Annotated in this window: 24 protein-coding genes and 1 pseudogene; 1 reads left to right on the forward strand and 24 read right to left on the reverse strand. The window is 70.4% G+C overall.

The window, feature by feature from the left end:
* Window positions 1-21: 21 nt before the first annotated feature.
* The 13 genes and pseudogenes from IEY84_RS13600 to IEY84_RS13655 form a co-directional block, all read right to left on the reverse strand.
* Window positions 22-1,278, reverse strand: a complete 1,257-nt coding sequence (locus IEY84_RS13600) for an ammonium transporter (RefSeq protein WP_183546409.1) — start codon at window positions 1,276-1,278, stop codon at window positions 22-24.
* Window positions 1,279-1,431: 153 nt separating this feature from the next.
* Window positions 1,432-1,818 (reverse strand): GNAT family N-acetyltransferase, encoded by a 387-nt coding sequence (locus tag IEY84_RS26940; RefSeq protein WP_260173753.1) that lies wholly within the window; start codon window positions 1,816-1,818, stop codon window positions 1,432-1,434.
* 117 nt (window positions 1,819-1,935) lie between these two features.
* Window positions 1,936-2,604, reverse strand: a pseudogene (gene trmD / locus IEY84_RS26945) (tRNA (guanosine(37)-N1)-methyltransferase TrmD); the annotation flags it as partial.
* Window positions 2,601-3,170: a ribosome maturation factor RimM gene (gene rimM / locus IEY84_RS13610; RefSeq protein ID WP_229788658.1), complete on the reverse strand. Its 570-nt coding sequence runs from the start codon at window positions 3,168-3,170 to the stop codon at window positions 2,601-2,603. The pseudogene trmD and the gene rimM, both read right to left, overlap by 4 nt.
* Before the next feature lie 214 nt (window positions 3,171-3,384).
* Complete coding sequence (locus tag IEY84_RS13615) at window positions 3,385-3,627, reverse strand: RNA-binding protein (RefSeq protein ID WP_183546413.1); 243 nt, start codon at window positions 3,625-3,627, stop codon at window positions 3,385-3,387.
* Window positions 3,628-3,632: 5 nt separating this feature from the next.
* Window positions 3,633-4,133: a 30S ribosomal protein S16 gene (gene rpsP / locus IEY84_RS13620; RefSeq protein WP_183546415.1), complete on the reverse strand. Its 501-nt coding sequence runs from the start codon at window positions 4,131-4,133 to the stop codon at window positions 3,633-3,635.
* A gap of 173 nt (window positions 4,134-4,306) precedes the next feature.
* A complete protein-coding gene (locus IEY84_RS13625; RefSeq protein ID WP_183546423.1) occupies window positions 4,307-5,380 on the reverse strand; it encodes an amidohydrolase family protein in 1,074 nt (357 codons plus the stop codon).
* Between the two features lie 14 nt (window positions 5,381-5,394).
* Entirely contained in the window at window positions 5,395-7,101 is a 1,707-nt protein-coding gene (locus IEY84_RS13630; RefSeq protein WP_183546425.1) for an FHA domain-containing protein, read from the reverse strand.
* A 166-nt stretch (window positions 7,102-7,267) separates the two neighbouring features.
* Window positions 7,268-7,630, reverse strand: coding sequence for a hypothetical protein (locus IEY84_RS13635; protein ID WP_183546428.1), 363 nt, complete (start codon window positions 7,628-7,630; stop codon window positions 7,268-7,270).
* An 86-nt stretch (window positions 7,631-7,716) separates the two neighbouring features.
* Window positions 7,717-9,279, reverse strand: coding sequence for a signal recognition particle protein (gene ffh, locus IEY84_RS13640; RefSeq protein ID WP_183546430.1), 1,563 nt, complete (start codon window positions 9,277-9,279; stop codon window positions 7,717-7,719).
* Window positions 9,280-9,438: 159 nt separating this feature from the next.
* Window positions 9,439-11,655 carry a [protein-PII] uridylyltransferase gene (locus IEY84_RS13645; RefSeq protein ID WP_183546432.1) on the reverse strand — a complete coding sequence of 739 codons (2,217 nt, stop codon included), beginning with the start codon at window positions 11,653-11,655 and terminating at the stop codon, window positions 9,439-9,441.
* 20 nt (window positions 11,656-11,675) lie between these two features.
* On the reverse strand, window positions 11,676-12,014 hold the full coding sequence (locus tag IEY84_RS13650) for a P-II family nitrogen regulator (RefSeq protein ID WP_008363338.1): 339 nt from the start codon (window positions 12,012-12,014) through the stop codon (window positions 11,676-11,678).
* Window positions 12,015-12,098: 84 nt separating this feature from the next.
* Window positions 12,099-12,437 carry a P-II family nitrogen regulator gene (locus IEY84_RS13655; RefSeq protein ID WP_183546434.1) on the reverse strand — a complete coding sequence of 113 codons (339 nt, stop codon included), beginning with the start codon at window positions 12,435-12,437 and terminating at the stop codon, window positions 12,099-12,101.
* A gap of 197 nt (window positions 12,438-12,634) precedes the next feature.
* Here IEY84_RS13655 and IEY84_RS13660 point away from each other — a divergent pair, with 197 nt between their 5' ends.
* Complete coding sequence (locus IEY84_RS13660) at window positions 12,635-13,681, forward strand: class I SAM-dependent methyltransferase (RefSeq protein WP_183546436.1); 1,047 nt, start codon at window positions 12,635-12,637, stop codon at window positions 13,679-13,681.
* 6 nt (window positions 13,682-13,687) lie between these two features.
* On the opposite strand, the gene IEY84_RS13665 is transcribed toward IEY84_RS13660, so the two are convergent.
* From IEY84_RS13665 to IEY84_RS13715, 11 genes are all read right to left on the reverse strand, one after another.
* Window positions 13,688-15,256, reverse strand: coding sequence for a glycosyltransferase family 2 protein (locus tag IEY84_RS13665; RefSeq protein WP_183546438.1), 1,569 nt, complete (start codon window positions 15,254-15,256; stop codon window positions 13,688-13,690).
* Window positions 15,257-15,456: 200 nt separating this feature from the next.
* A complete protein-coding gene (locus IEY84_RS13670; protein ID WP_183546440.1) occupies window positions 15,457-16,407 on the reverse strand; it encodes a sugar phosphate isomerase/epimerase family protein in 951 nt (316 codons plus the stop codon).
* Window positions 16,408-16,461: 54 nt separating this feature from the next.
* Complete coding sequence (locus IEY84_RS13675; RefSeq protein ID WP_183546442.1) at window positions 16,462-17,469, reverse strand: sugar phosphate isomerase/epimerase family protein; 1,008 nt, start codon at window positions 17,467-17,469, stop codon at window positions 16,462-16,464.
* Entirely contained in the window at window positions 17,466-18,869 is a 1,404-nt protein-coding gene (locus IEY84_RS13680; RefSeq protein ID WP_183546444.1) for an alkaline phosphatase family protein, read from the reverse strand. The genes IEY84_RS13675 and IEY84_RS13680 overlap by 4 nt, the downstream gene beginning before the upstream one ends.
* Window positions 18,870-18,945: 76 nt before the next feature.
* Window positions 18,946-20,130, reverse strand: coding sequence for a metabolite traffic protein EboE (gene eboE / locus IEY84_RS13685; RefSeq protein WP_183546446.1), 1,185 nt, complete (start codon window positions 20,128-20,130; stop codon window positions 18,946-18,948).
* Window positions 20,127-20,984, reverse strand: a complete 858-nt coding sequence (locus IEY84_RS13690; protein ID WP_183546448.1) for a TatD family hydrolase — start codon at window positions 20,982-20,984, stop codon at window positions 20,127-20,129. Before IEY84_RS13690 ends, eboE begins: the two co-directional genes overlap by 4 nt.
* A complete protein-coding gene (locus IEY84_RS13695) occupies window positions 20,984-21,715 on the reverse strand; it encodes an EboA domain-containing protein (protein WP_229788660.1) in 732 nt (243 codons plus the stop codon). The genes IEY84_RS13690 and IEY84_RS13695 overlap by 1 nt, the downstream gene beginning before the upstream one ends.
* Entirely contained in the window at window positions 21,712-22,581 is an 870-nt protein-coding gene (locus tag IEY84_RS13700; protein ID WP_183546450.1) for a sugar phosphate isomerase/epimerase family protein, read from the reverse strand. Before IEY84_RS13700 ends, IEY84_RS13695 begins: the two co-directional genes overlap by 4 nt.
* Window positions 22,578-23,420, reverse strand: coding sequence for an SCO3242 family prenyltransferase (locus IEY84_RS13705; protein ID WP_183546452.1), 843 nt, complete (start codon window positions 23,418-23,420; stop codon window positions 22,578-22,580). The genes IEY84_RS13700 and IEY84_RS13705 overlap by 4 nt, the downstream gene beginning before the upstream one ends.
* Entirely contained in the window at window positions 23,417-24,571 is a 1,155-nt protein-coding gene (locus IEY84_RS13710) for an inositol-3-phosphate synthase (protein ID WP_183546454.1), read from the reverse strand. The genes IEY84_RS13705 and IEY84_RS13710 overlap by 4 nt, the downstream gene beginning before the upstream one ends.
* Window positions 24,571-25,368, reverse strand: coding sequence for a ThuA domain-containing protein (locus IEY84_RS13715; protein ID WP_229788662.1), 798 nt, complete (start codon window positions 25,366-25,368; stop codon window positions 24,571-24,573). Before IEY84_RS13715 ends, IEY84_RS13710 begins: the two co-directional genes overlap by 1 nt.
* Window positions 25,369-25,400 lie beyond the last annotated feature (32 nt).

Raw genomic sequence — 25,400 nt, forward strand, 5'->3', positions numbered from 1 at the left:
CCTCGTGCGTGAAGGAGTCGATCAGCCGAGCTCGGAGTAGCCCGGCTCGTGCAGAACGGTGTCGATACCGGCGACCTCGTCCTCCTCCTTGGCCCGGAATCCGATGGTCTTCTCGATCGCCATCCCGATGACGAAGGCGACCACGAACGAGAAAGCGATCACGGTGAGCGAGGAGAGGATCTGGGCGCCGAGCAGCTTGAAGCTGCCGCCGAAGACCAGGCTGCCGCCGGTGAGCGCCTCGATGCCGAAGATGCCGACCCACACGCAGCCGATGAACCCTGCGACGAGGTGGATGCCGACCACGTCGAGGGTGTCGTCGAAGCCGAGCTTGAACTTGAGCTCCACGGCCAGCGAGCAGACGGCACCGGCGACGAGCCCGAGGACGAGGGCCCAGACCGGGCTCACGAACGCACAGGCCGGGGTGATCGCGACCAGACCGGTGACGATGCCGGACGCGGCACCGACGGCGGTAGGCTTGCCGTCCTTGAACTGCTCGACGACGATCCAGCCGATCAGACCGGCGGCCGGGGCGATGAGGGTGTTGAGGAAGATCAGCGAGGTCTGGCCCTCGTCGGCGCCGAAGACGCCGGTGTTGAAGCCGAACCAGCCGAACCACAGGATCGCCGTGCCGATCAGCACGAGCGGTACGTTGTGAGCGACCGTCTCCTCCTTGGAGAAGCCGACCTTGCGCCGGCCGAGCACGAGCGCCAGCGCCATCGCCGCGGCGCCTGCGGACTGGTGGATCACGGTGCCACCGGCCCAGTCGAGGGAGCCCCCGAGGCCGTAGACGTTGTTGGCGAGCCAACCGTAGAAGTTGCCGTCGGCGTCCACGCCCCAGATCCAGCGGAAGGTCGGGAAGACCACGAAGGTGGCGAAGAAGACCGCGAAGATCATCCACGGCCAGAACCGAGCACGGTCGGCGACCGCACCCGAGACCAGGGCCACGGTGATGATGCAGAAGGCGACCAGGAAGGCGTGTCCACCGAAGAGGTTGCCGGCCTCACCGCTGCCCGCGGAGGCGACCAGATCGGTCATCCCGAAGTCCTCGAACGGGTTGCCGAACAGCTTGCTGCCGCCGCTGGTGCCGTTGCCGGCGATACCGGTGCCGCCGTAGAGGACGTACAGGATCGTGACGACGGCCATCGAGCCGAAGCTCAGCATCATCATCGAGACGACGGACTTGGCCTTCACCAGACCGCCATAGAAGAACGCGAGGCCGGGGGTCATGAAGATGACCAGGGCCGCGCACAGGAGTTGCCATGCTAGTTCGACAGACATTCAGTGCCTCATAGAAGTCTCGGGACTGGGCGGTGGCGTCACGCGAGCCACGTCGCTCGTCGTACGCATTGCCCGGAATCGTCGCGATGCTTCGTTTCAGGGACCGATGTCTGGTGTTACAGGAAAGTAACAGTGTTGGCGGTTGCCGTTCCGCTACCGGCGAGCTCCGTGGGTCTTCGTCAGGATGACGGCGCCCGGCGGGGCCTCCAGGTCGCGGCGCAGTCGGAAGCCGGCCTTCTTGTAGATCCGGTGGTTGCGCTCGCTCCTGGCGCCGGTGAAGAGCCGAAGCGTCCTGGTGCCTGCCGGGGCGACCGCCTGGATGTGCTCGAGCAGCTGGCGACCGAGCCCTCGTCCCTGTATGTCCGGGGCGGTCATCAGCCGTCCGATCTCCCAGACGTCGTCCATCAGCCGGCCACGGACCGAGCCGACCAGCCGCCCGGCGGAGCGGACCACGTAGACGTCGTGGGTCTCCAGCGCACGAACGGTGTCGTCCAGCGACTCGTGCAGCGGCGGGATCTCGACGCCGGGGTTGTCGTGCATCTCCTGGACCCAGCAGGCGAGCTGCAGGACGTGCAGCTCGGGGACGTCGGCGCGTACGGCGGGCACGATCTCCCACCTCTCCCCCTCGCTCAGCCCGGCTGCCTGGGAGGCGTGGAGCAGGTCGGGGCGGCGTACGGAGGTCCGGGTCACGGCCTGCTCGTGGCGCCACTGCGCGATGCGCTTGTGGTCGCCGCTGAGCAGGACCTTCGGGACCTCGAGGTCACGCCAGGAGGCGGGCTTGGTGTAGACCGGGTACTCCAGCAGACCGTCCTCGTGGGACTCCTCGACCAGCGACTCGGCGTTGCCCATGAACCCGGGGAGCAGGCGTACGACGGCCTCGGTGATCGCCATCGCGGCGACCTCTCCCCCGTTGAGCACGTAGTCGCCCAGGGAGATCTCGCGGACCTCGGCGCGGGTGGCGGCGTGGTCGAGCACGCGCTGGTCGATGCCCTCGTAGCGACCGAGCAGGAAGACCAGCCTCTTCCGTGTCGACAGCTCCCGGGCCAGCGCCTGGGTGAACGGCTCACCGCTCGGCGTCGTCACGATCACGGTCGCCCCGTCGATCGCCAGCTCGTCGAAGGCCTCACCGAATGGCTCCGGCTTCATCACCATCCCGGCGCCACCGCCATAGGGCGTGTCGTCGACGGTGCGGTGGCGGTCATGGGCCCAGTCGCGTACGTCGTGGACGTGCATCTCCAGCAGCCCCGACTCGATCGCCTTGCCCGGCAGGCTCAGCCGGAGCGGTGCGAGGTAGTCGGGGAAGATGGTGAGGTAGTCGAGCCTCACTTCGTGTCGTCCTCGTCCTCGTCGTTCTCGGGGAACGGCGTGACCAGGCCTGGACGGTCGGCGATGACGACCTTCTTCTCGTCGAGGTCGACGACCGGGACCAGCGCCTTCACGAACGGCACCAGCGCGTCGCGCCGGTCAGGGGTACGGATCGTCAGCAGGTCCTGGGCGCCGCCGTGGACCAGCGCCTTCACCGTGCCCAGCTCACGGCCCTCCTCGTCGAAGGCGGTCAGGCCGACGAGCTGATGGTCGTAGTACTCGTCAGGGTCCTCGGGAGTCTCCTCGGCCGGGACGTCGGCGAAGAGCAGCGTGCCGCGAGCGGCCTCGGCCTCGTTGCGGTCGGTGATCTCCTCGAAGGCGATCTGGAGCACCTGCCCGTGCCAACGGGCACCCTCCACGGTCAGCTGCTTCGCAGCGTACGCAGATCCCTTCGGCGGCTGCGCCCGCAGCACCGTCCCCTCGGCGAACCGCCGATCAGGCTCGTCGGTGCGCACCTCGACCGTCACGAATCCTCGGATCCCATGCGGCTTGCCGATCCGTCCGACCAGCACCTCGATCAACTCCACGAGGTGAGCCTAGAGGGTGGCGTACGTCGGGCTGAACTCCTCGGTGGGGGCGGCCAGGCTCCGTGTAACACGCTGTTTGTGGGTCTATCCGGTCGTTATAACAGGCGAGTAGACCCACGAACGACGTGTTACACGCGGCACGGCACCCCGAAAACGAGCAACGGGCGCCACCCCCGAAGGAGTGGCGCCCGTTGTGAGCTGGTGCAGCCGGTGCTCAGCGACCGCCGTCGACGTCGACGAAGTCGATCCGCGCGCCGCCCTTGCCGGCGAGCGCGGAGACAACCGTGCGGAACGCGGTGGCGGTGCGGCCACCGCGGCCGATCACCTTGCCGAGGTCGTCGGGGTGGACCCGGACCTCGAGGACGGAGCCGCGACGAAGCTGCTTGTCGCGCACGCTCACCTCGTCCGGGTTGTCGACGACTCCTCGGACGAGGTGCTCGAGAGCTTCGGCGAGCATGCTGCTCAGGCCTCGGCCTCAGCGGCGGCCTTGGGCTCCTCGGCCGGGGTCTCCTCGGCCTTCGGCTCCTCAGCCTTCGGCTCCTCGGCCTTGGGCTCCTCGACCTTGTCGGCCTTCTCGTCCTTCTTGGCCTTCTTGGTGACGGCCTCGGAACCCGCCGACGCGTGCGCCTCGGCGAGAGCCTTGTTGAAGAGCTCGAGCTTGTCGGGCTTCGGCGCGGCGTGCCGCAGCGTGCCCTCGGCGCCCGGGAGGCCCTTGAACTTCTGCCAGTCGCCGGTCACCTTGAGGATCGCCTCGAGAGCCGGGGTCGGCTGGGCGCCGACGCCGAGCCAGTACTGGGCGCGCTCGGAGTCGACCTGGATGAAGCTCGGCTCCTCCTTGGGACGGTAGAGACCGATCTCCTCGATGACAGCGCCGTCGCGCTTCTTGCGCGAGTCGACGATGACGATGCGGTACTGCGGAACCCGGATCTTGCCCAGGCGCTTCAAGCGGATCTTGACAGCCACTGTTGGTGGTATTCCTTTGGAATCGAATATGGGTGAAGAGGCCCGTGTCGGTGTGGGGACACCCGTCAGGCAACTTCGGCGGGCACTGTTGCGCTGGGTGAGAGGGTCCCTGCGCACAGGACACACATCTCAGTTTGCCAGAGGTCCCCGGAACCGACGAAATCTCAGCCGGGTCAGGCGTAGACCTTCCCCCGGAGTACGACGGCGGCCGGCCGGGCGAGGACGGTGAGATCCTCGAGCGGGTTGGTGTCGTAGACGACGAAGTCGGCAGGGTCGCCTTCGGCGAGGCCGGGGTTGTGGCCGAGCCACTCCCGGGCGCGCCACGAGGCGGCACCGAGGACGACGTCGGCCGGAAGGCCGAGCCGGTGCATGGCGAGGATCTCCGTCGGGAGAACGCCGTGCAGCTGGTCTCCCGCACCGTCGGAGCCGGCGTAGAGAGCCACGCCGGCCTCATAGGCGCACATGATCGTCTCCCGGCGGCGGGCGTAGAGATCCTCCATCGTGGCGGCGTACGTCGGGAACTTGGGCGCCGCGGCCGCGGCAAGGTCGGGGAAGATCTCCAGCTGGGCGACAGTGGGCACCAGCGCGGTTCCTCGCTCGGCCATCGCCTCGACGAGGTCAGGGGTCAGCCCCGTGCCGTGCTCGATGCAGTCGATCCCGGCCTCGATCAACCCGGGCAGCACCTCGCGACCGAAGCAGTGCGCCGTCACGCGGGCGTCGTTGTCGTGGGCGACCTTGATCGCCTCGGCGAACGACTCCGCCGGGAAGGACGGCATCAGGTCGCCCTCGGCACGGTCGATCCAGTCGCCGACGAGCTTGACCCAGCCATCCCCGGAGCGGGCCTGCCGCTCGACGGCCGCGGCCAGTCCGTCGGGCTCGACCTCGTCGGCGTAGTTGCGCATGTAACGCTTCGTACGTCCGATGTGGCGGCCGGCGCGGATCAGCCGGGGCAGGTCGTCGCGGGACTGCACCCAGCGGGTGTCGGCGGCGGAGCCGGCGTCGCGCAGGAGCAGCGCGCCGGCGTCGCGGTCGGCGATCGCCTGGGCCTCGGCGGTCTCCTGGTCGACCGCGCCGTCGGGCCCCAGCCCGACATGGCAGTGGGCGTCGACGAGGCCGGGCACGATCCAGCCCGAGGCGCCGGTCTCCGTCCCCGACGGCCGCTCGTAGGTGATGCGGCCGTCGAGGACGTAGAGGTCCCGCACCTCTCCATCGGGAAGGACCGGGCCGGAGAAGCGCAGAGCAGGCATGTGACGCAGGCTACCTACTTCGAGCCGCTTCCCGCAGGCACCTTCACGTCTGCCGCCTCGAGGATCGGGTAGTGCTGGGCGAGCGGGATGACCTGGCCGGTGACGACGTTATTCTCGTCCCACCCGATGGAGGTCGGTACGCCGACGAGCTCGCCGTCGTCGTTGACCGCGGCGCCACCGGAGTTGCCGCTCGAGATCCGAGCGGTGACGTCGAAGACGGCCCGCTCCTCCCCCTCGAAGGAGAGGATGGTCGCCACGTTGCCCTCGGCGACCGTCGGCGGCTGGAAGTAAACACCCTTCTTGTCCGCGAAGCTCTGCTTCGGCAGGGTCGGGAAACCGATCGTGGCGATGAAGTCGCCGCGGTCGACCGCGTCGGAGTCGCCGAGGGTGATGGTCGGCAGGTCCAGCGAGGACGGTTCCACCGGGTCGCCGTTGCCGTCGGCGACGATCTGCACAACCGCGCTGTCGACCTCGCCGTCAGACTCGACGACCTTGGCGACGTAGTCGGGCTCGCCGACCTTGTAGCCCTCGGCGGGGTTGGTCATGTGGATGTTGACGGTCTCCGGTGAGATCGCGCCCTCGGCGGCGAGCTCCGGGATCTTCGCCGGGTCGGCGACATGGGCGTTGGTCAGGATCTTGCCGTCATCGGTGACGATCGACCCGGACCCCATCGCGATGGTGTCCTCGGTCGGGAAGTAGGTGATCCAGACGGCCGCGCGCTGCGCGCTGTTGAGCTCGTCCTTGGTCAGGCCGGTGTCCTGGGCGGCCGGGTCGCCGCCGGGGACTACGAACATCGCCACCACCAGGCCGATGACCACCACCGCGGCGGCTGCGCTGATCCCGCCCCACAGCAGGAGCTTGTTACGGCGCTTCGCAGCCGCACGAGCGACCTCGACCTCGGCCGCATAGATCGGGATGACCCTGAGGATCTCGCCGGCGACCGGGTGGCCGAGGCGGATCTCGGTCTCCTCGTCGATCTCCTCCCGGACCAGGGGCTTCCCCTTGAGGAACGAGCCGGTCTGAGAGGCGTTCTCGAACGTCCAGCCGCCGGGCTTGGCGACCAGCCGGGCGTGCTGGCGGGAGACGCCCTGGTCCTCGAGCACGACCGAGTTGTCCGCCGCGCGGCCGATCGTCACCGTGACCGGGTGTCGGAAACGGTGCTCCTTGCCCTCGGCCACCAGCAGCAGGTCAGGTCCGCTCGGCGGGGTCGGGGCCTGGCCGGGGGCGACGGGACGAGCCATCCCCGGGGCGATCGTCATCTCGGAGATGTCCTGGGTCGCCGGATGGCCCGCCGGCGCGGGCGGCAGGTTGCCCGGCGGCGGCACCGGCGCCGCCGCTTGACGCGGAGCCGCCGTCGTTCCTGGCATCGCCGGCGGCGGTGGCGGAGCCGGGGCCTGGGCGGGCGGGGCTCCGGCCGCGACCGGCGCGTCGTCGAGGGTGACGGTGATCGTCGACCCCGGCCCCGCAGGACCGAGCTGGATCTGCGTCGCCCCGGTCAACGGCGCCTCGGTGATGCGGTTTCCGGCGACGTACGTCCCGCCGGCGGAGCCCACGTCGACCAGCTTCCACCCGGACGGGTCGGGGCGGAGCTCGGCATGGGCACGCGATACCGAGGAGGACGCGAGGACCACGTCAGCGTCGATCGAGCGCCCGATACGGACGATCTTGTCGGGCGGGAAGCTGAGCGCACGTCCCGATACGTCTACGCGAAGCGTCTGCATGGACAGATCATGCACCGAAACTCCCCGAACCAAGCATCACGAATCGAAGATTCGGCCAACTCGCTCCCGGACATTTCCTCCGGCCGCGGGTCCGGGGACCGTGACCGTAAGCAAACAGCGGTTCACGGTCGGTATCGCCGAAGTCGGTCGGTTTCCGGAGCGGGGCTCAGATCTGGTCGAGCAACCAGGCGGGCCCCAGGGCCGTCGCCCCGCCGCAGCGCGCCTGCAGCATCCGGTCGGCGCTCACCAGCGTCACCCGGTCGCCCTTGCCGACGGCCTCGCGGACGACATCGACGATCGCGGCGTCACCGTCCTTGGGCGCGTGGACGGTGCGGACATGAGCGTCCTTGCCCGGACGTACCCCGCCCTTGGCCTGTCCCTCCAGGACCAGGACGACCTGGTCGTGCGGGAGATCGGCCACGAGCAGTGCCTCGTGGAGCCGGCGGGCAGCTCCCGCGCGGTCCTTCCACCAGCCGTCCGGACGGGCACCGACGACGTTGGCGCCGTCGACCACGAGAACCGTTGCCATGCGGCCAGGATAGGTCCCGGGTCACCGGCGAAGCCCGTGGGGCCTCCCCAATGTCTCCGCATGGATGACGATGCGGTCCAGGCGGGTCACTTCAAGAACTTGGAGAAGTCCGTCGGCAGGTTGAGGTCGGCGGCGGCCTTCTCGTAGTCGATCTCCTCGCCGCCCGGCATCCCGAACGGGTTGGCGGCGGCCGGCTTCTTCTCGGCATCGGCCTTCGCCTGCTGAGCGGCCTTGGCCGGGTTGCCGGACTTGCGCGCGCCCTTGCCCTTCTTCTTCTGGGCGACCTGCTTGGCGCCAGCGCGCTTGCCGAAGCTCGCACCGGGCGCGCCGGGCATCCCGGGCATGCCGCCACCGGAGGCGAGCTGCTTCATCATCTTCGACGCCTCGGTGAAGCGCTGGATGAGCTGGTTGACGTCGGAGACCTGGCGGCCCGAGCCCTTCGCGATGCGGGCGCGGCGGGAGCCGTCGAGGAGCTTCGGGTTGGCGCGCTCGGCCGGGGTCATCGACTGGATGATCGCCTGGATCCGGTCGATCTCGCGCTCGTCGAAGTTGTCGAGCTGCTCGCGGAACTGGCCCATGCCCGGCAGCATGCCCATCAGCTTCGACATCGAGCCGAGCTTGCGCAGCTGCTGCATCTGCTTGAGGAAGTCCTCGAGCGTGAAGTCGCCGGTCGCGAGCTTGGCCGCGTCCTTCTCGGCCTGCCCCTGGTCGAAGGTCTTCTCGGCCTGCTCGATCAGGGTGAGCATGTCGCCCATGTCGAGGATGCGGCCGGCCATCCGGTCGGGGTGGAACAGGTCGAAGTCGGTCATCTTCTCGCCGTTGGAGGCGAACATGACCGGCTTGCCGGTGATCTGGACGATGGAGAGCGCCGCGCCACCGCGGGCGTCGCCATCGAGCTTGGTGAGGACCACACCGTCGTAGCCGACGCCGTCGAGGAATGCCTGCGCGGTGTTGACCGCGTCCTGACCGATCATCGCGTCGACGACGAAGAGGACCTCGTCGGGGTTGACCGCCGCCTTGATGTCGGCGGCCTGCTTCATCAGCTCCTCGTCGATGCCGAGGCGGCCGGCGGTGTCGACGATGACCACGTCGTGGAGCTTGCGCTTGGCCTCCTCGACGGCGTCGCGAGCGACATCGACGGGGTTTCCGACACCGTTGCCGGGCTGGGGCGCGTAGACCGGGACGCCGACGCGCTCACCGTTGACCTGGAGCTGGTTGACCGCGTTGGGGCGCTGCAGGTCGGCGGCCACCAGGAGCGGCGCCTTGCCCTGCTCCTTCAGCCACAGAGCGAGCTTCGCGGCCAGGGTGGTCTTACCTGCACCCTGCAGACCCGCGAGCATGATGACGGTCGGGCCGGTCTTGGCGTAGCGGAGCCGGCGGGTCTCGCCACCCAGGATCGTGACCAGCTCGTCGTTGACGATCTTGACGATCTGCTGGGCGGGGTTCAGCGCCTGGCTGACTTCCTCGCCGCGCGCCCGCTCCTTGACCCGGGCGACGAACTCGCGCACCACCGGCAGCGCGACGTCGGCCTCGAGCAGCGCGATCCGGATCTCGCGAGCGGTGGCGTCGATGTCGGCATCGGTGAGGCGGCCCTTGCCCCGGATGTTCTTGAACGTCGTGGCGAGCCGGTCGGAGAGCGTGGCGAACAAAGCGGTCCTTCAGCAGAGTGGTTGTCCTGCCAAGACTAACGAACAGTTGTACGCCGCGCGGCATCCGGCAGGGTGGATGCTGACCGAGGTGACTCGGTGGAGGTTCGCTTCCTTCGTGGAGCTCCACGAAGGAAGCGTGCGCTCACCGAGTTACCTCGGTCAGCATTCGAGGGCCGCGCGGACCGCATGCGCGGCCTCTGCCGCGCGGTACTCGGCAAGGACACCGGCCGAGGCCTCCTGGAGATAGAACACGTCGACGGCCTGCGGGCCGAGGGTGGAGATGTGGGCGGAGCGTACGGCGATCTCCATCCGCGCCAGCGCGGCGGCGACGGTGTAGACGACGCCGGGACGGTCGACGGTGCGCACCTCGAGGACGGTGGCGTTGCTGGATGCCTCGGGGCGTACCTCGATCGAGGGCTCGCTCCCCCGTGCTGCCGCGCTCGGGGCCAGCCGGGTGGCCGGGTCGAGGCGACCCTCGGTGATGGCCGAGAAGCGGGTCCGCAGCACCGCGGCGTCGACATAGGAGTCGTCGAGGTCCCACACGCTGACCGCGAAACCTCCCTGCGACCAGACACGGCACGCCCGCACCGGAAGCCGCGCGAGCGCGAAGGTGGCGGCCAGGTCGGCGAGCAGACCGAGCCGGTCGGGCGCGATCGCCCACACCCGGGCTCCGTCGGCAAGCGGCTCCGCACGGAAGGCGGTCGATCCCGAAGAACGTACGCTCTCGGGGATCTCCACCTCCGCCTGCGGCCTCTCCTCGGCCGCGATGCCGGTGTCGAGGACGCGCGCGGCCCGACCGGCGAGGTCGAGGATCAGGCGGGCCCGCCAGCTGGTCCAGGCCTGGGCGCTGGTCGCGCGCGCATCGGCCTCGGTGAGCGCCGTGAGCAGCGCGAGCGCCTCCGCGTCGCCCATCGCGTCGACCACGAGCTCGACGGTGGCCGGGTCGTCGGGGTCGCGCGTGGTCGCCGTCGTCGAGAGCAGCAGGTGCTGGCGCACCAGCAGCGCGATCAGGGCGACCTCGTCGTCGGGAAAGCCCATCCGGGAGGCGATCCGGCGCGCGATCGGCTCGCCCGCGACGCAGTGCTCGGTCAGCGACCCCTTGCCGATGTCGTGGAGCAGAGCCGCGACCAGCAGCACGTCCGGGCGGGCCACCCGCGGAAGCAGGGCGACCGCCTCGATGCAGGCCTCGATGGTGTGCCGGTCGACGGTGAAGCGGTGGATGATCGAGGCGTGCGGGAGCAGCCGGATCCGCTCCCACTCGGGCAGGATCCGGGAGACGGCTCCGGTCTCCTCCAGGGTCTCCCAGACCGCGAGCAGCCCACGCCCCGCCCCCAGCAGGCGTACGAAGAGCCGACGGGCCTCCTCCGGCCACGGTTCGGCCAGCGCCGGGGTCTCCCGGGCCAGTCGAGCTGCGGTCGGCGGCGCCAGCGCGACCCCGTGCTCGGCGGCCAGCGCCGAGGCGCGCAGCAGCATCAGAGGATCCCGCGCCGGGCGAGCCCCTGGCGCGAGCACCAGCTCCCCTGAGGCGAGGGCCAGGCCATGGCCGAGCGGCGCTAGCCGCGGGCGGCGCGGCGCACCGGGTCGTGAACGCTCCAGGACTCCGTCCACCCGCCGCCAGGCCAGTCGGGACAGGTGGGTGAGGCGGCGGCCGATGGTGCGTACGTGGGCCTGTGCGGTGCGCCCGTCGGCCAGCTCGAGCCGCTCGGCGAGCTGGTCCCACATCTCCGGGACGACCCGGTCGGTGGCCCGGCCGGCGATCTCCTGCACGAGATCACGTACGTCGAGCATCGCGCGGCGCGACGTCTCCAGGTCGACCGCAGGCACGTCGATCAGCCAGGTGGCCACGATCGCCTTGATCACCACCGTGTCCCGCAGCCCGCCATACATGTCCTTCAGGTCGGGCACCGAGGCGTGCGCGAGCTCGCCGGCGCGCCGGTGACGCTCGAGGGTCATCGTCCTCAGCTCGGGCAGCAGCGCACGGGCGTGCTTGCGCCAGTGCGCCAGCATCGTCGTACGCAGCCGCAGCACGAGCCCGCGGTCGCCGGCCAGGTGCCGGATGTCGAGCAGCCCCAGCGCGACGCGGAGATCACCGGTCGAGGAGGAGAGCATCTCGGAGAAGGACCGCACCGAGTGGTCGAGCCTGGGTGCGGTGTCCCAGAGCGGGTACCAGACCTGCTCGGCCACCGACCCCGGCGAGACGGCGTCGTCGTGCACCAGGACCACGTCCCAGTCGGAGAAGGGCGCGAGCTCGCCGCGCCCGTTTCCCCCGACCGCGACCAGGGCGACCCCGACCTCGGGACCGCCGGCCGCGGCGTACGCCTCGACGCACTGCGCGTCGGCTTCGGCTGTGCGCGCCGCCCGGCCCTCAGCGGTCACACGCAGCCTCCTTCACGAGGTCAGATCGCGGCGTCGTCGCGGTCGCCCGTACGGACCCGCACGATGGTCTCCAGCGGGGAGACCCAGACCTTGCCGTCACCGATGCGCTCGGTCTTCGCCGAGGTCTCGATCGCGCTGACCACCGACTCGACCTCCTCGTCGGGCACCGCGATCTCGATGCGGATCTTCGGCACCAGGGCGACGTCGTACTCAGCACCGCGGTAGACCTCGGTGTGACCCTTCTGCCGGCCGTAGCCGGAGACCTCGGAGACAGTCATGCCGGTGACACCGACAGCTTCGAGGGCGACGCGGACGTCCTCCCACTTGTGGGGTTTGATCACTGCGGTGACGAGCTTCATTTCTCTCCTCCGGTGGGAATCGGTGGACCGACACTCGGACGAATCCTAGTGGTCGCGAGCCGATCGCTCGGCGCCGACCGGCGATCAGAGCGCCTCGACGTCCCGTGCACCGGTCCGTACGCGGAGGACGGAGTCGATCGGGCTGAGCCAGACCTTCCCGTCGCCGATCCGGCCGGTCTGGGCGGACTTCACGACGATCCCGACGACGTCGTCGGCGTCCTCGTCGTCGACCACGATCTCGATGCGGATCTTCGGCACCAGGGCGATGTCGTACTCAGCGCCGCGGTAGACCTCGGTGTGGCCCTTCTGCCGGCCGTAGCCGGAGACCTCGGAGACCGTCATGCCGGTCACGCCGAAGGCTTCCAGCGCCTCGCGCACGTCCTCCCACTTGTGGGGTTTGATCACTGCGGTCACGAGCTTCACGAGAGGGCGCCTCCAGAGGTGCTTGATCCAGTCATCTTCGCTGCCACCCTCGTCCGGAGATGTTTCGACACCCCGGAAAAGTATGTCTCCAGTGTGTAACAGACTGTTTCCCTGTACGTCGCCGAAGCATAGAAACTGCCCGCAAATCACCCGTGCCGGACCCGCCTGGCGGAGCCAAAGGTCGCTACCCTCGTCGCATGTCGCACTACGCCGTCGAGATCGACCTCGATCACCGCAACACCAGCCACGTGCAGGTCCTGGACATGGCTGAGTCGGCCGCCTCGGCGAGCAGCGGGAAGCAGGTCCTCGACGTCGGTTGCTGGACGGGCGAGGTCGGCCGGATCCTCACCGAACGCGGCTGCACCGTCACCGGCATCGAGCTCGACCGCGAGGCCGCGAGCCTGGCGGAGAAGGTGCTGGAGAAGGTGTACGTCGCCGATCTGGACGCGACGCCGCTGACCGAGATCGTGGAGCCCGGGTCGTTCGACGTGGTGATCTTCGCCGACGTCCTCGAGCATCTCAGCGATCCCCGGGCGGCGCTCGAGCAGGCCCGTGACCTGCTCGCCCCCGGTGGCCGGGTGGTCATCTCGATCCCCAACGTCGCCCACGGATCGGTCCGTCTCGCCCTGCTTCAGGGCCGTTGGCAGACCACCGACACCGGGCTCCTGGACCGCACCCACATCAAGTTCTACTCACGCGAAGGGCTGCTCTCGCTCTTCGCGGAGGCCGGCTACGCCATCGAGGACCTGCGCGGCACCACCGCCGACCCCCTCAACGTCGAGGTCGCTGTCGACCCGGCGCTGCTGCCCGACGTGACCGTGGAGTGGGTGCGCCAGCAGCCCGACGCGTTGGTCTACCAATTCCAGCTCTCCGCCCGGCCGCTCGCCGACGGCGAGCTCCCGCCGGCCCCGCCCGAGCTCGTCCAGGCCGCCCCGGCCGACGAGGTCAGGATCCGTGACGTCCACACCACCAGGTTCGAGGAGGCCACTCGCTCCAGGCTGGCGACCCGCGACCACATCCTCGGCATCCAGGCCTCGGCCAACTCCGCCCAGGCTCGGGTCGGCACCCTGTCCAAGCAGCTGCGTGAGGCCCGTGAGGTCAACCGGCGCCGCCGCGAGCGGATCGAGCGGCTGCGCGGCAAGGTCGCCGGCCTCGAGGCCGACCTCACCTACGCCACCCGCCACCCGGTGCGGAACTTCTTCCGCCGGGTCGTCCGCCGCCTCCGCCGCGCAGCCCAGGGCTGAGCGCCGTCAGCGGACCCCGTTGGAGTAGGCCTCGCGAACGTGCAGGTAGTTGCCCCAGCGGTTGTTGATGAAGTCCTTCTCCCAGTCGTGGACCGCGTTGTCGCGGCTGACCGACTCGAAGTGGAAGAGAGTGACGTCGTGGAGCCAGACCAGGCGCAGGCCCAGTGAGCGGCGGACCTTGAGGCACAGGTCGACGTCGTTGTAGTTGATCGGCAGGCGCTCGCTGAACCCGCCGGCGTCGAAGAAGACCTCGCGCCGCATCGCCACACAGGCTCCGGTGAGCGCGGAGGTCTCCCGGTTGATGTGCAGCTCACCGTGGTTGCCCCGCTCCTCGGGCCGCGTGCGGTAGTAGGCGTGCGTGATCGTGCCGCTGCCGTAGACCAGGCCGGCGTGCTGGATGCGGAAGTCCTCGAAGAGCAGCTTCGGCCCGGTCATCCCGACGTCGGGCTCGCGAAGCGGGGCGATCAGCTGCTCGATGACGCCCTCGGAGTAGGCCTCCATGTCGTCGTTGAGGAAGATCAGCACGTCGCCGGTGGCATGCGCGGCACCGACGTTGCACTTGGCGCTGAAGCTGAACTTCTCGGTGAACTCGACCAGCTTGATGTCGGCACCCTCGATCGCCCGCAGCGCGTCCAGGACGGGCGCCGGGGTCGGGGTGTCGTAGACGATCACGAACTCGATGTTGCGGTGCTGGGTGGAGGCGACCACGGAGCGTACGGTCTCCACGACCATCGCACGCTTCTCGCCCCACACGATCGCGCTGGTGCCGATGGTCGGGATGATCACGCTGACCGGAGTGTCCAGGTCGGGCTCCCGCTCGACGTGGTAGAGCCCGGGCGAGACGCCGCGTGAGGCTTTCGCCCGGATCCCGAGCCGGTCCAGCTGACCCTGCACGGCGCGTACGCCGGCGTCCCAGGCGTACGGCTTGGCCTGGTTGTCCGCGGCGGCCGAGCCCGGCACCTGGCGCCAGTGGTATAGCGCGCCGGGGACGTGGACGATGCGTCGCGCGCACTCGCTGACCCGGAGGACGAGGTCATGGTCCTGGGAGCCGTCGAACCCCTCCCGGAACCCGCCGACCGCCTCGACGAGGGAGCGGCGGAACACCGAGAAATGGGTGCAGTAGTTGTGGTGGCGCAGCCGCTCCGGGGACCAGTCGGGCTTGTAGTAGGCGTCGCGGAGCTCGCCCGCGTCGCTCATCAGGTCCTGGTCGCTGTAGGCGTAGTCGAGGTCCTCGAACCGGTCGTAGGCGCCGGCCATCTTCTCCAGCGCGTTCGGCTCGAGCACGTCGTCGTGGTCGAGCAGGGCGACCAGCTCACCGGTCGCCTCGGCCAGCGACGAGTTCGACGCGGCCACGATCCCGCCGTTCTCGGGACGCTCGACGATGCGCACCCGCGGCTCGGTGGCGGCCAGCTGGCGCAGCCGCGGAAGCACCCAGGAGTTCGGCGAACGGTCGTCGCTGAGGATCCACTCCCAGTCGTCGTACGTCTGGCCGAGGACCGACGCGATCGTGTCCTCGAAGGCATCGGCAGGCGGGTTGTAGACGGCGGTGATCAGCGATACCCGGGGCGATGGCATGCACTCCAGCCTATGACCCGAGCCGGCGGTTCGCAGGCCCGACACGGGGCGTGGGGGCGTTGCGGACCTGCCGACACCCTGCCTTCACGGAGCTTTCACCGGAGAAGGCTGGCGGTGTTGGCGAGCGCATGGCCTCAGGTTGTGAAGCTGAGAGTGACCCATAGGCCGCCCTCAGCTTCACAACCTCTACCCGATGTACGTCAGTAGCGCAGGCGACGCAGGTAGGAGTAGCCGACGTCGGCGGTCTGGACCGGAGTGACCTCCGGGGTGTCGTTCTCGACGATGTACTCCTCCACCCTGTGGGCGGCGAAGATCTTCGAGAAGTCGATGAACCCGGTGCCGAGGTCGCAGTGGTCGCCGGTGCTGGGGTTGCGGTCCTTGACGTGGTACTGCCGCACCGCCTGCGGGGAGGCCGCGATGGTGTCGATGGCGAAGTCGATGGCGTCGTCGTTGGACATGCCGAGGTTCACCCCACCCGTCACCGCCCAGTAGAGGTCGATCTCGTAGTGGACGTAGGCCGGGTCGAGCTCCCGGGTGAAGACGTCCCACGGGGTGACGCCGCCACCGAGGTCGGTCGTGAACTCGTGGGCGTGGTTGTGGTAGCCGTAGGCCAACCCACGAGCCTTCGCTGCCTGCGCCTCGACGTTCATCTGCGCTGCCCACTTCTGCCAGTCGGACAGCGAGTTGGACGCCAGGTAGGGCACGTTGATGAATCGCTGGCCCATCGTCTCGGCGTTGTCGAGCTTCGCCTCGAGCGCCTCAGGCGAGCCGCTGATGCCGTCGTGGCTCGAGGACGACCGGATCCCGAGGGAGTCGAGCGTGCTCCGCATGTCGGCTGCGGTGCGGCCGTAGAGACCGGCGAGCTCGACCCGCGGATACCCGAGGTCGGCCAGGGTGGCCAGGGTCTGGTCGACGCCGGCGCCGTTCATCACGCTGCGCAGCGTGTAGAGCTGGATGCTGATCCGGCCCGGCGGGACGCGGCGTACGCCGGAGACGGCCGCAGCGGCCGGCGACAGCAGGCCAGGCGCAGCGGCCAGCGCGGCTCCACCGGCGACGGCGCCCAGGGCGCCCTTGAGCATCGAGCGGCGGCTCAGGCCTCGCTCGGCGAGTGATCGGCGCAGTGCGCCCTCACCGTCGAATCCGTAACACATGGGGTTCCTCTCGGTTGCAATGACCGGCCGGGCGGCCGGGGACCAGGGGGTGGTTCAGTCGTTGGTGCTGAACGCCGCGTCGAATGCGGCCTCGGGGGCGTCGAAGGCGAGCCGGCGGACGAACTCGAGCGCCTCGGGGGCGCCGACGAGACGGTCCATGCCGGCGTCCTCCCACTCGACCGAGATCGGGCCGTCGTAGCCGATGGAGTTGAGCATCCGGAAGCACTGCTCCCACGGCACGTCGCCGTGGCCGGTGGAGACGAAGTCCCAGCCGCGGCGCGGGTCGGCCCAGGCGAGGTGGGAGCCCATCCGGCCGTTGCGGCCGTTGCCGACGAGCTTCTTCGCGTCCTTGCAGTCCACGTGGTAGATCCGGTCCTTGAAGTCCCACAGGAACCCGACCGGGTCCAGGTCCTGCCACACGAAGTGGGACGGGTCCCAGTTGAGCCCGAACGCCTCGCGATGGCCGATCGCCTCGAGCGTCCGCACGGTGGTCCAGTAGTCGTAGGCGATCTCGGAGGGGTGGACCTCGTGGGCGAAACGTACGCCGCACTCGTCGAAGACGTCGAGGATCGGGTTCCACCGGTCGGCGAAGTCCTGGTAGCCGGCGTCGATGGCCTCCTGGGAGACGGGCGGGAACATCGCGACGTACTTCCAGATGGAGGAGCCGGTGAAGCCGACGACCGTCTTGACCCCGAGGTTCTTCGCCGCCCGGGCAGTCATCTTCATCTCCTCGGCTGCCCGCTGACGTACGCCCTCGGGGTCGCCGTCGCCCCAGATCTTGGCGGGCAGGATGTCCTGGTGGCGCTGGTCGATCGGGTCGTCGCAGACCGCCTGGCCCTTGAGATGGTTGGAGATCGCGAAGACCTGCAGGTTGTGCTTCTCCAGCAGGTCCAGCTTCGCCTGGACGTACGTCTCGTCCTCGGCCGCCTGCCAGGGGTCGAGGTGGTCGCCCCAGCAGGCGATCTCCAGGCCGTCGTAGCCCCATCCGGAGGCGAGTCGGCACACCTCCTCGAACGGCAGGTCGGCCCACTGGCCGGTGAAGAGCGTGATCGGACGGGTCATGGTTGTCCTTCCTCAGGGAGAGCAGTTCTGATGAGCAGTGAAGCGAGCAGGTCGCGGACCTCGGTGGCCTCGAACCGGTCGCGCTTGGCGGAGGCGTCCGAGCAGATGAGCACGGGGCCGTGCTCCGGGGTTTCCGGCAGCCTGCCGTGGCTGCCCGAGACAGGGGCGGGGTCGAGCGGCACCACGCTCATCGCGTAGCGCAGCCCGGCCTTCTTGCGCGCCAGGGTGGTGGCGGCGCGCAGCTTGACCCAGCGGTCCTCGGGGTCGAGGAACAGCTCGGCGGGGTCGTAGCCGGGCTTCTTGTGGATCTCGACGCCGCGGGCGAAGTCGGGCGCGTTCGCGTCGTCGAGCCAGTAGTAATAGGTGAACCAGGCATCCGGCTCCGCGACCAGGACGAGCTCGCCGGCGCGCTCGTGGTCGAGTCCGTACGCCGCCTGGCCCGCGCGGTCGAGGACCTCGGCCACCCCGTCGAGGCCGGTCAGCAGGTCCCGGACTCGTTCCAGGTCGTCGGGGTCCTTGATGTAGACGTGGGCGATCTGGTGGTCGGCGACCGCGAAGGCCCGCGAGGTCCACGGGTCGAGCAGCTCGCCGGTGGCGTTGTGGTGGACGTGCAGTAGGCCCTCGCGCCGCAGCAGCCGGTTGACGTCGACCGGGCGGGAGGCGGCGGTGATGCCGTACTCGCTCAGCAGCACGACGCGGCAGCCCATGGCCTCGGCGTCGTCGAGCAGCGGCGCGAGCGTGGCGTCGACGTCACGGGCGGCCTGGACGGCCTCGGGGCTGTCGGGGCCGAACTTCTGCAGGTCGTAGTCGAGGTGCGGGACGTAGACGAGGGTGAGGTCGTGGTCCGGCAGCACCTTGCGAGCGGCCCCGACGATCCAGGCCGAGCTCTTGATGGAGGCGGTCGGTCCCCAGTAGTTGAACAGCGGGAAGGGGCCCAGCTCCGAGGTGAGGGTGTCGTGGAGCTCGGGCGGCCAGGTCCAGCAGTCCGGCGACTTCTTGCCGTCGGCGTGGTAGGCCGGTCGCGGGGTGACGGTGGTGTCGACATCGGCGCCCATCGCGTACCACCAGCAGATGTTGGCGACCTTCGCGCCGGGTCGCCGGCGGCGTACGACGTCCCACAGCTTCTCGCCCTGGACCAGTGCGTTGTGCTGGCGCCACAGGAGCACCTCGCCGAGGTCACGGAAGTACCAGCCGTTGCCGACGATGCCGTGGTCGCGCGGCAGCGCGCCGGTCAGGAAGGTCGACTGGACCGAGCAGGTCACGGCGGGCAGCACGGTGCCGAGCTCGGCGGTGAACCCCGACTCCCCCACCTGCCGCACCCGCGGCATGTGCTGGAGCAGCTCGGGGGTCATCCCGACCACGTCGATGACCAGCAGCTTCTCGTTCGGGTTGTCGCTCATGCCGCCGCCTCCGTAGGGCAAATCTGAGAATACGGACGCGGCGACCTGAGGCTTGTTGCCGCTCGCTTGCGCTCGCTCATGCGGAGGCCTCCTGCAGCTGTTCGAGACCGGCCTCGAGGAGCCGGTCGCGTGTCCAGGCCAGCTCGGCCGCGATACCCGCGACCAGGCCGGCGTCACCGTCCGGGCGGACCTGCTCGGGCAGTACGCCCCAGGTGTAGGTCTCGACCTCGAGGTGGTCGGTGTGCGCCGCCGGGCCGCCCAGGAGCGCGTCGAGTGTGCCCGCGAGATGGTCACGGGTGCTGCGCAACGGCGGCGCCGGGTCGGCATGAAGAGGTACGTGGAAGTGCACCCGCCACGGATGCTCGGCCGGCAACGGACGATGGCCGCCGAGCGCCTCGGGCAGGTCGTCGCGGCTGTCCACGCGGCCGCCGCGCGGCTCGCGGGTCTGGTGCAGGAACCGGTCCTCGGAGTAGGCGGCCAGGGCCTCGCGGGTCGCCGGGTCGCTCGGGGCGTCGGCGTGCAGCGCGGCTGAGACCTGGACCTTGACGACGGGAAGTCCGGCCACCCGGAGCCGGTCGAGCGCCTCGGTGGCGTCCTCGAACTGGGTGGCGAGATGGCAGGTGTCGACGCAGATCCCGAGGTGGTCCGGGGCGAGCCCGGCGAGCCGGGTCACCGCATCGCGCGTCGTCTCCACGACGCATCCGGGCTCCGGCTCGAACCCGACCCGGATGAGCCGGCCCTGCTCGGCCTCGATCCCGGCCAGGCCGTCTGCGAGCTCGCCGATCAGCTCGCGGGCGGCCCGGTCACGGTCGGTGAACCACGGCGTGCGCCAGCCCAGCGGAAGGGTCGAGACGCTCCCGCGGACGGCGTCGTCGGGCAGCAGCGCGGCCAGTACCCGGGCGCAGTCGAGGGTGTAGTCGAGACGTCGCCGGGTCGACCAGTCCGGGCTGTAGACGTCGCGCTTCACCACCGGGGCGTGGAACCCGCCGTACGGGAAGGCGTTGAGGGTGACGACCTCCAGGCCGTGCCGGTCCAGGCCGGCGCGCAGCCGGTCGAGGGTGGCCGGGTCACCGGCCAGCTCGTGCGCCGTCGCGGCGGGCAGCCACAGACCGAGACCGAGGCGCGCGACCCCGAGCCGGGCCCGCACCTCGCCGGCGTAGCGGCGGAGCTGGTCGAGGATGCCGTCGACGTCCTCGGCGGGGTGGACGTTGCTGCCGTAGCCGAGATGGACGACCGTGCCGTCCCGGTGCCGGAACCTCATCCGCGCTCACCTCGCAGCAGCGAGTTGCCGGCGTAGGTGGCGCCCAGGTCGGCGCCGGGCACGTCGAGGAGCAGCCGGCCGCTCTGCCCGAAGAACTCCACGGGGTTGCGCCACAGCACCCGGTCGACGTCGTCCTCGGTGAAGCCGGCCGCGAGCATGGCCTCGCCGGTCGCCCTGGTGCGCAGCGGGTCGCTCCTGCCCCAGTCGGCGGCGGAGTTGACCAGCACCCGGTCCAGACCGCGGCGCTGGAGGATCGCCACCATCCGGTCGGGGTCCATCTTGGTGTCGGGGTAGATCGAGAAGCCCATCCAGGCGCCCGCCTCGTCGACGACGTCGACGGTCACCTCGTTGAGGTGGTCGACGACGACCATCCCGGGCTCCACGCCGGCCGCCTCGACGAGGTCGAGGGTGCGGCGGGTGCCGACGAGCTTGTCGCGGTGGGGCGTGTGCACCATCGCGGGCAGCGCGAACTCACGGGCCAGCTCCAGCTGGCGGCTGAACGCCTTCTCCTCGTCCTCCGTCATCGAGTCGAAGCCCACCTCGCCGACCGCGACCACCCCGTCCTTGGCGAGATAGCGCGGCAGCAGGTCGAGCACCGGCGTACAGCGCGGGTCGTTGGCCTCCTTCGGGTTGAGCGCGATCGTGCAGTGGTGGGCGATGCCGAACTGCGAGGCCCGGAACCGCTCCCAGCCGACCAGCGCGTCGAAGTAGTCGACGAACGAGTCGACGCTGGTCCGGGGCTGGCCGAGCCAGAACGCCGGCTCCACCAGGGCGCGGACGCCGGCGGCGTACATCGCCTCGTAGTCGTCGGTCGTACGCGAGCTCATGTGGATGTGTGGATCGAAGATGCGCATCAGGACTCCCGAGTGGTCTGAGTGGGGGCGGGCAGGAAGGGCAGGGCGTCGGCGGGCACCTCGCGGCCGGCCGCGCGACGTTCGGCGGCGTAGTCGGCGACCATCCGGCGCAGCTCGTCGTCGGCACGGTCCTCGACACCGGCGACCAGCCGCAGAGGTACGCCGACGAAGAGGCACTTGAGGACGGCCTGGCGCCAGGCCGCGGGATCGAGACGAGCGGCGTACGTCCCCATCGCCGCAGCCACCAGCCGCGGGTCGTTGGTGCGCAGGGCGTCGTGGAGCAGGTCGACCGCACGGTCGCCGATGGCGTCGGCGAGGCGTCCGAGGCCGAGAAGGACCGCCCGCCGCTCGTCGGCGTCGCCGAAGCGGTAGAGGTCGTGCACCTCGGCGCTCAACGTGTCGGGGTCGCCGGCCAGGCCACGGCCGAGCGCCAGCAGCAGGCTCACGCGTACGTCGTCCTCGACCCGCTCCGCGCCCGGCTCCGGCGAGGTGCCGGGCGTGCGGCCGATCTCCCTGGCTGCAGCCGGGAAGCGGGTCCTGATCCGGGTGGGGTCGGTCTCGATCTCGGCGCACCAGGCATTGAGGGTCAGCTCGTCGACGACTGTGTTGGTCTCGACACGCCTCCGCCTAGCGGCTCCGGCGGCTCGACCAGCGGATCTCCCGTCGGTCGAGCCGCGAGCGCCAGCGAGCGTGTCGAGACCAACACGATCACCTTCCGAAGACATGTTCATGCGCGCACCTCCATGGCGTCGGGAACCGCAGCGAGGGTCTCGCGCAGGAACGCCAGAGAGCGCTCGGCGACGGCCGGAGCGGCGTGGGACTGGCGAGGAAGTTCGAGCGCCGCGAGCCCGGTGTAGCCGATCTCGACGAGAGCGCCGAGCGCGGCGGCGAAGTCCACCTCGCCGGCGCCGAGCTCGAGGTGCTCGTGGACCCCCTCGACCATGTCGTCGACCTGCACGTTGGCCAGCAGCGACCCCGCGCGGCGGATGGTCTCTGCCATCCCCCGCGGCTCGTTGCACACCACGTGACCGATGTCGAGGGTGACCCGGAGAAGAGCCGGGTCGTCGAGACGGCGGCGCAGCTCGAGGACGTCGTCGAGGGTGTCGATGAAGTGGCCGGGCTCGGGCTCGACGGCGCACACGACGCCGCGGCGGGCGGCCAGGTCGAGGACCCGCCACACCCCGTCGCACAGCCGGCCCCAGGCGCGATCCTCGTCGACACCGTCGGGAAGGCTGCCCGACCAGAACGAGACCGCCTCGGCGCCGAGGTCGGCCGCGACCTCGACCGCCCGGTGGAGGTAGTCGACCCGGCGGCTCGCCTCCGGCCCCGGGTGGAGCAGGGTCGGGTAGTGCTTGCGGCGCGGGTCGAGGATGTAGCGGGCTCCGGTCTCGATGACGACCGACATCCCGAGCTCGTCCAGCCGACGACGCACCTGCCCGACCCGGCCCGCCAGGTTCGGCCGGTACGGGTCCAGATGAAGATGGTCGAGAGTCAGAGCGACCCCGTCGTAGCCCAGGTCAGCCAGGACCGCGAGGGCGTCCTCGAGCCGGTGGCTGTGCATGCCGTTGGTGCCGTAGCCGAACCTCAGCGCGCTCATGTCGGCGACACCACCTTCGAGGCGGCCTTCGCGATCGGCCCCGCGGCGAGCAGCCCGAGCGCGGCCAACGGCGAGCGACGCGCGACCAGCGCGGCCTGGAGCGGAATCATCCCGCGGATCCCGGCGCCGGTCGCCCGCCGGACCGTCCCGGCGTCCGGCGAGGAGACGGCGGCGAGCTGAGCCGACCCGACACCGGCGGCGTACGTCGCGGCGAGAGCGACCGGAAGCGCCGCCCGCCCGTGGCCGGCCGCCGCGGCCGCAGTCGCGACCGTGACCCCGCCGGCGATGCCTGCGGTGAGGGCCCGGGTGCCGTGGACCTCGCCCCGGCTGAGCAGGGTGACCCCGGCGGTGTGTGCGGCCAGCAGACCCGCCGGCACCAGCCCAGCCCGCGTACGTCCGCTCGCACTCGCCCCGAGGAGGACGTCGAGACCTCGAGCCGCCGCCATCGCGACCGGACCCGCAGCCGTGTCCTTGAGGACGGTGTCGTAGGCCCACACCGCTCCGGCGAGGGCGACCGCCGTTGCGGCGGCAGGGCGTCCTCCGGCGAGCGCGGCCAGGCCGACACCCGCCGCGGTCAGCCCGGCAGCCACCCCGAGCGCCTGGCGGGAGGTGACCCGGCCGGACGGGATCGGGCGTTCCGGTCTCTCGACGGCGTCGAGATCACGGTCGGCCCAGTCGTTGAGCGCCATCCCGGCCCAGTAGAGCGCCACCGAGGCGACGGGCATCGCGAACCATCGCCCCCGCAACGGGCCCGCCGCGGCCGCCCCGGCCAGGCTGTCCCCCGGCACAGTGAGTGCCGCCGGCAGCCGGACCAGCTCAGCGAAGGCTCGAGGCGTCATGCGCCTACCCGGCCGCACCACGCGACCAGTTCCTCCCACTGCGTACCCAGCCGGTGCTCGGTCGAGCCGGCCGGGTCCTTGAAGAAGAACCCGAACGGAAGCGGCCCACTCTCGTCCGCCTGATGCGCTCGCAGCGTGAGCCGCGCCAGGTCCAGGACCAGCGGCGCTGCCAGCGCCGAGTCGCAGCCGTTCCAGGTGAACTGCAGCGACATCCGCACCCCGAGGAACCCTTCGAAGGAGACGTGGTCGATGGCGGTCTTCCAGTCACCGTGGTCGGGGACGTAGTCGATGTGCATCGGCCCCTCCACCGGGTGGCCGAGCATCGCCTCCAGCCCCTGAGCCTTGGTGACGAGCTTGCTCCGCGCGTTGTCCGGGTCGGCGAGCGTGGCGCCGTCGCCACCACCGAGCATGTTGTACGAGGCCCAGGCGTTGACCTGCAGCGCCCGCGTCGCGAACATCGGCGCCAGCGCGGACTTCAGCAGCGTCTCCCCGGTCTTCCCGTCCGAGCCTGCCCAAGGCAGCCCGGCCTGCTCGGCGAGCGTGACCAGCACCGGCAGCCGCGGCCCGGGGCTGGGCGTGAACGAGACCACCGGGCACCCCGCCCGGTAGGCGGCCAGGACGTAGACCGAGCTGGCCGGCAGCGGCGACTCTCCCGCGGCCAGCGCCGCGGCGAGGACCTCAGGGTCGGTGAGCGGTCCGCCGGCCACGACCTCGGCCGGCGGCTCGGTGCTCGCCACATCGACCACGACCACCCGCTCGAGTCCGTGGGTCTCACGGAAGGCGACCAGGTCGGCGCTCAGCCGATCGACCGCGACGCCCTGAGGCTCCTCGCCCGCCGGGTCGTAGCCCGTACGCAGCCGCCCCTCGACCTCGGCCAGCTCGCCGGCGAGCGCCGGCAGGATCCCAGCGGGAACGACCCCGCCGGCGGCGAGCCTCTCGGCCCGCTTCACCAGCGTCTCGACATCGAGGTCGTGCCCACCGATCACCAGGTCGTCGAGGGAGGACAGCCCGGCAGCCGCGATCTCCGGATGCTCGGCCACCAGTCCGACCCGTCCGGCGAGCCCGGCCCGGACGGCCAGCGCACCGACCGTCGTCGTGACGCCCACCGAGCCGCAGGCACCGACCAGCCAGAGCCCGACCGCCCTGCCCATCAGCCCGCCTCACAGCGGAACGGCGCGACCCCGGCAACCATCTCGATACCGCCGAGCACGTGGGAGAGGAACTCCGGCTCGGTGAACGACTCGTTGGTGTGGCCCATGCCGGTGTAGAACGCCCGGCCGCCGTCGTACTCGTGGCACCAGGCGATCGGGTGCGGGTCGCCCATGGCGAACCGGCCCGGGTCATAGCTGCGCTCGTCGAGGTCGGCGAGGACGCGGATCGAGTCGGCCGGCTGGTCCCGGAAGCTGTACCACTCGTCCCAGCGCGTCCACCGCTTCGGCAGCTCGGCAGTCGCCGCGGTGTTGTGCGCGTGCACCTTCACCGTCGCGGTCTGCTGGGCGGGGTGGCCGGCGAAGTACGCACCGACGAGCTCGCCGTACCAGGGCCAGTCGTACTCGGTGTCGGAGGCGGCGTGGACGCCCACATAGCCGCCACCGCTCTGGATGTAGCGCTCGAACGCGCCCTGCTGTGTCGCGTCGAGCACGTCACCGGTGGTGGAGAGCCACAGCACCGCCTCGTACGCAGCCAGGTCGGTGTCGTTGAACACGGCCGCGTCCTCGGTGGCGGTCACCGTGAAGCCGTTCTCCGCGCCCAGCCTCTGGATCGCCGCGACGCCGTTCGGGATGGAGCCGTGCCGGAACCCGGCGGTCTTGGAGAAGACCAGGACGTCGTACGTCCCCACCTCCGCGCTCCCGCCGGAGCCGTCCGCGTTCGCGGCCGGTGCCGCCGACAGGCCCGGGGCGAAGGCGGCCACCGCCACCAGCCCGACTCCCGCGATCAGTGTCCGCAATCTTCTCGATCCGTGCTTCATGATGCGTATCC

The organism is Nocardioides albus (assembly GCF_014648255.1).
Lineage (GTDB): Bacteria > Actinomycetota > Actinomycetes > Propionibacteriales > Nocardioidaceae > Nocardioides > Nocardioides albus.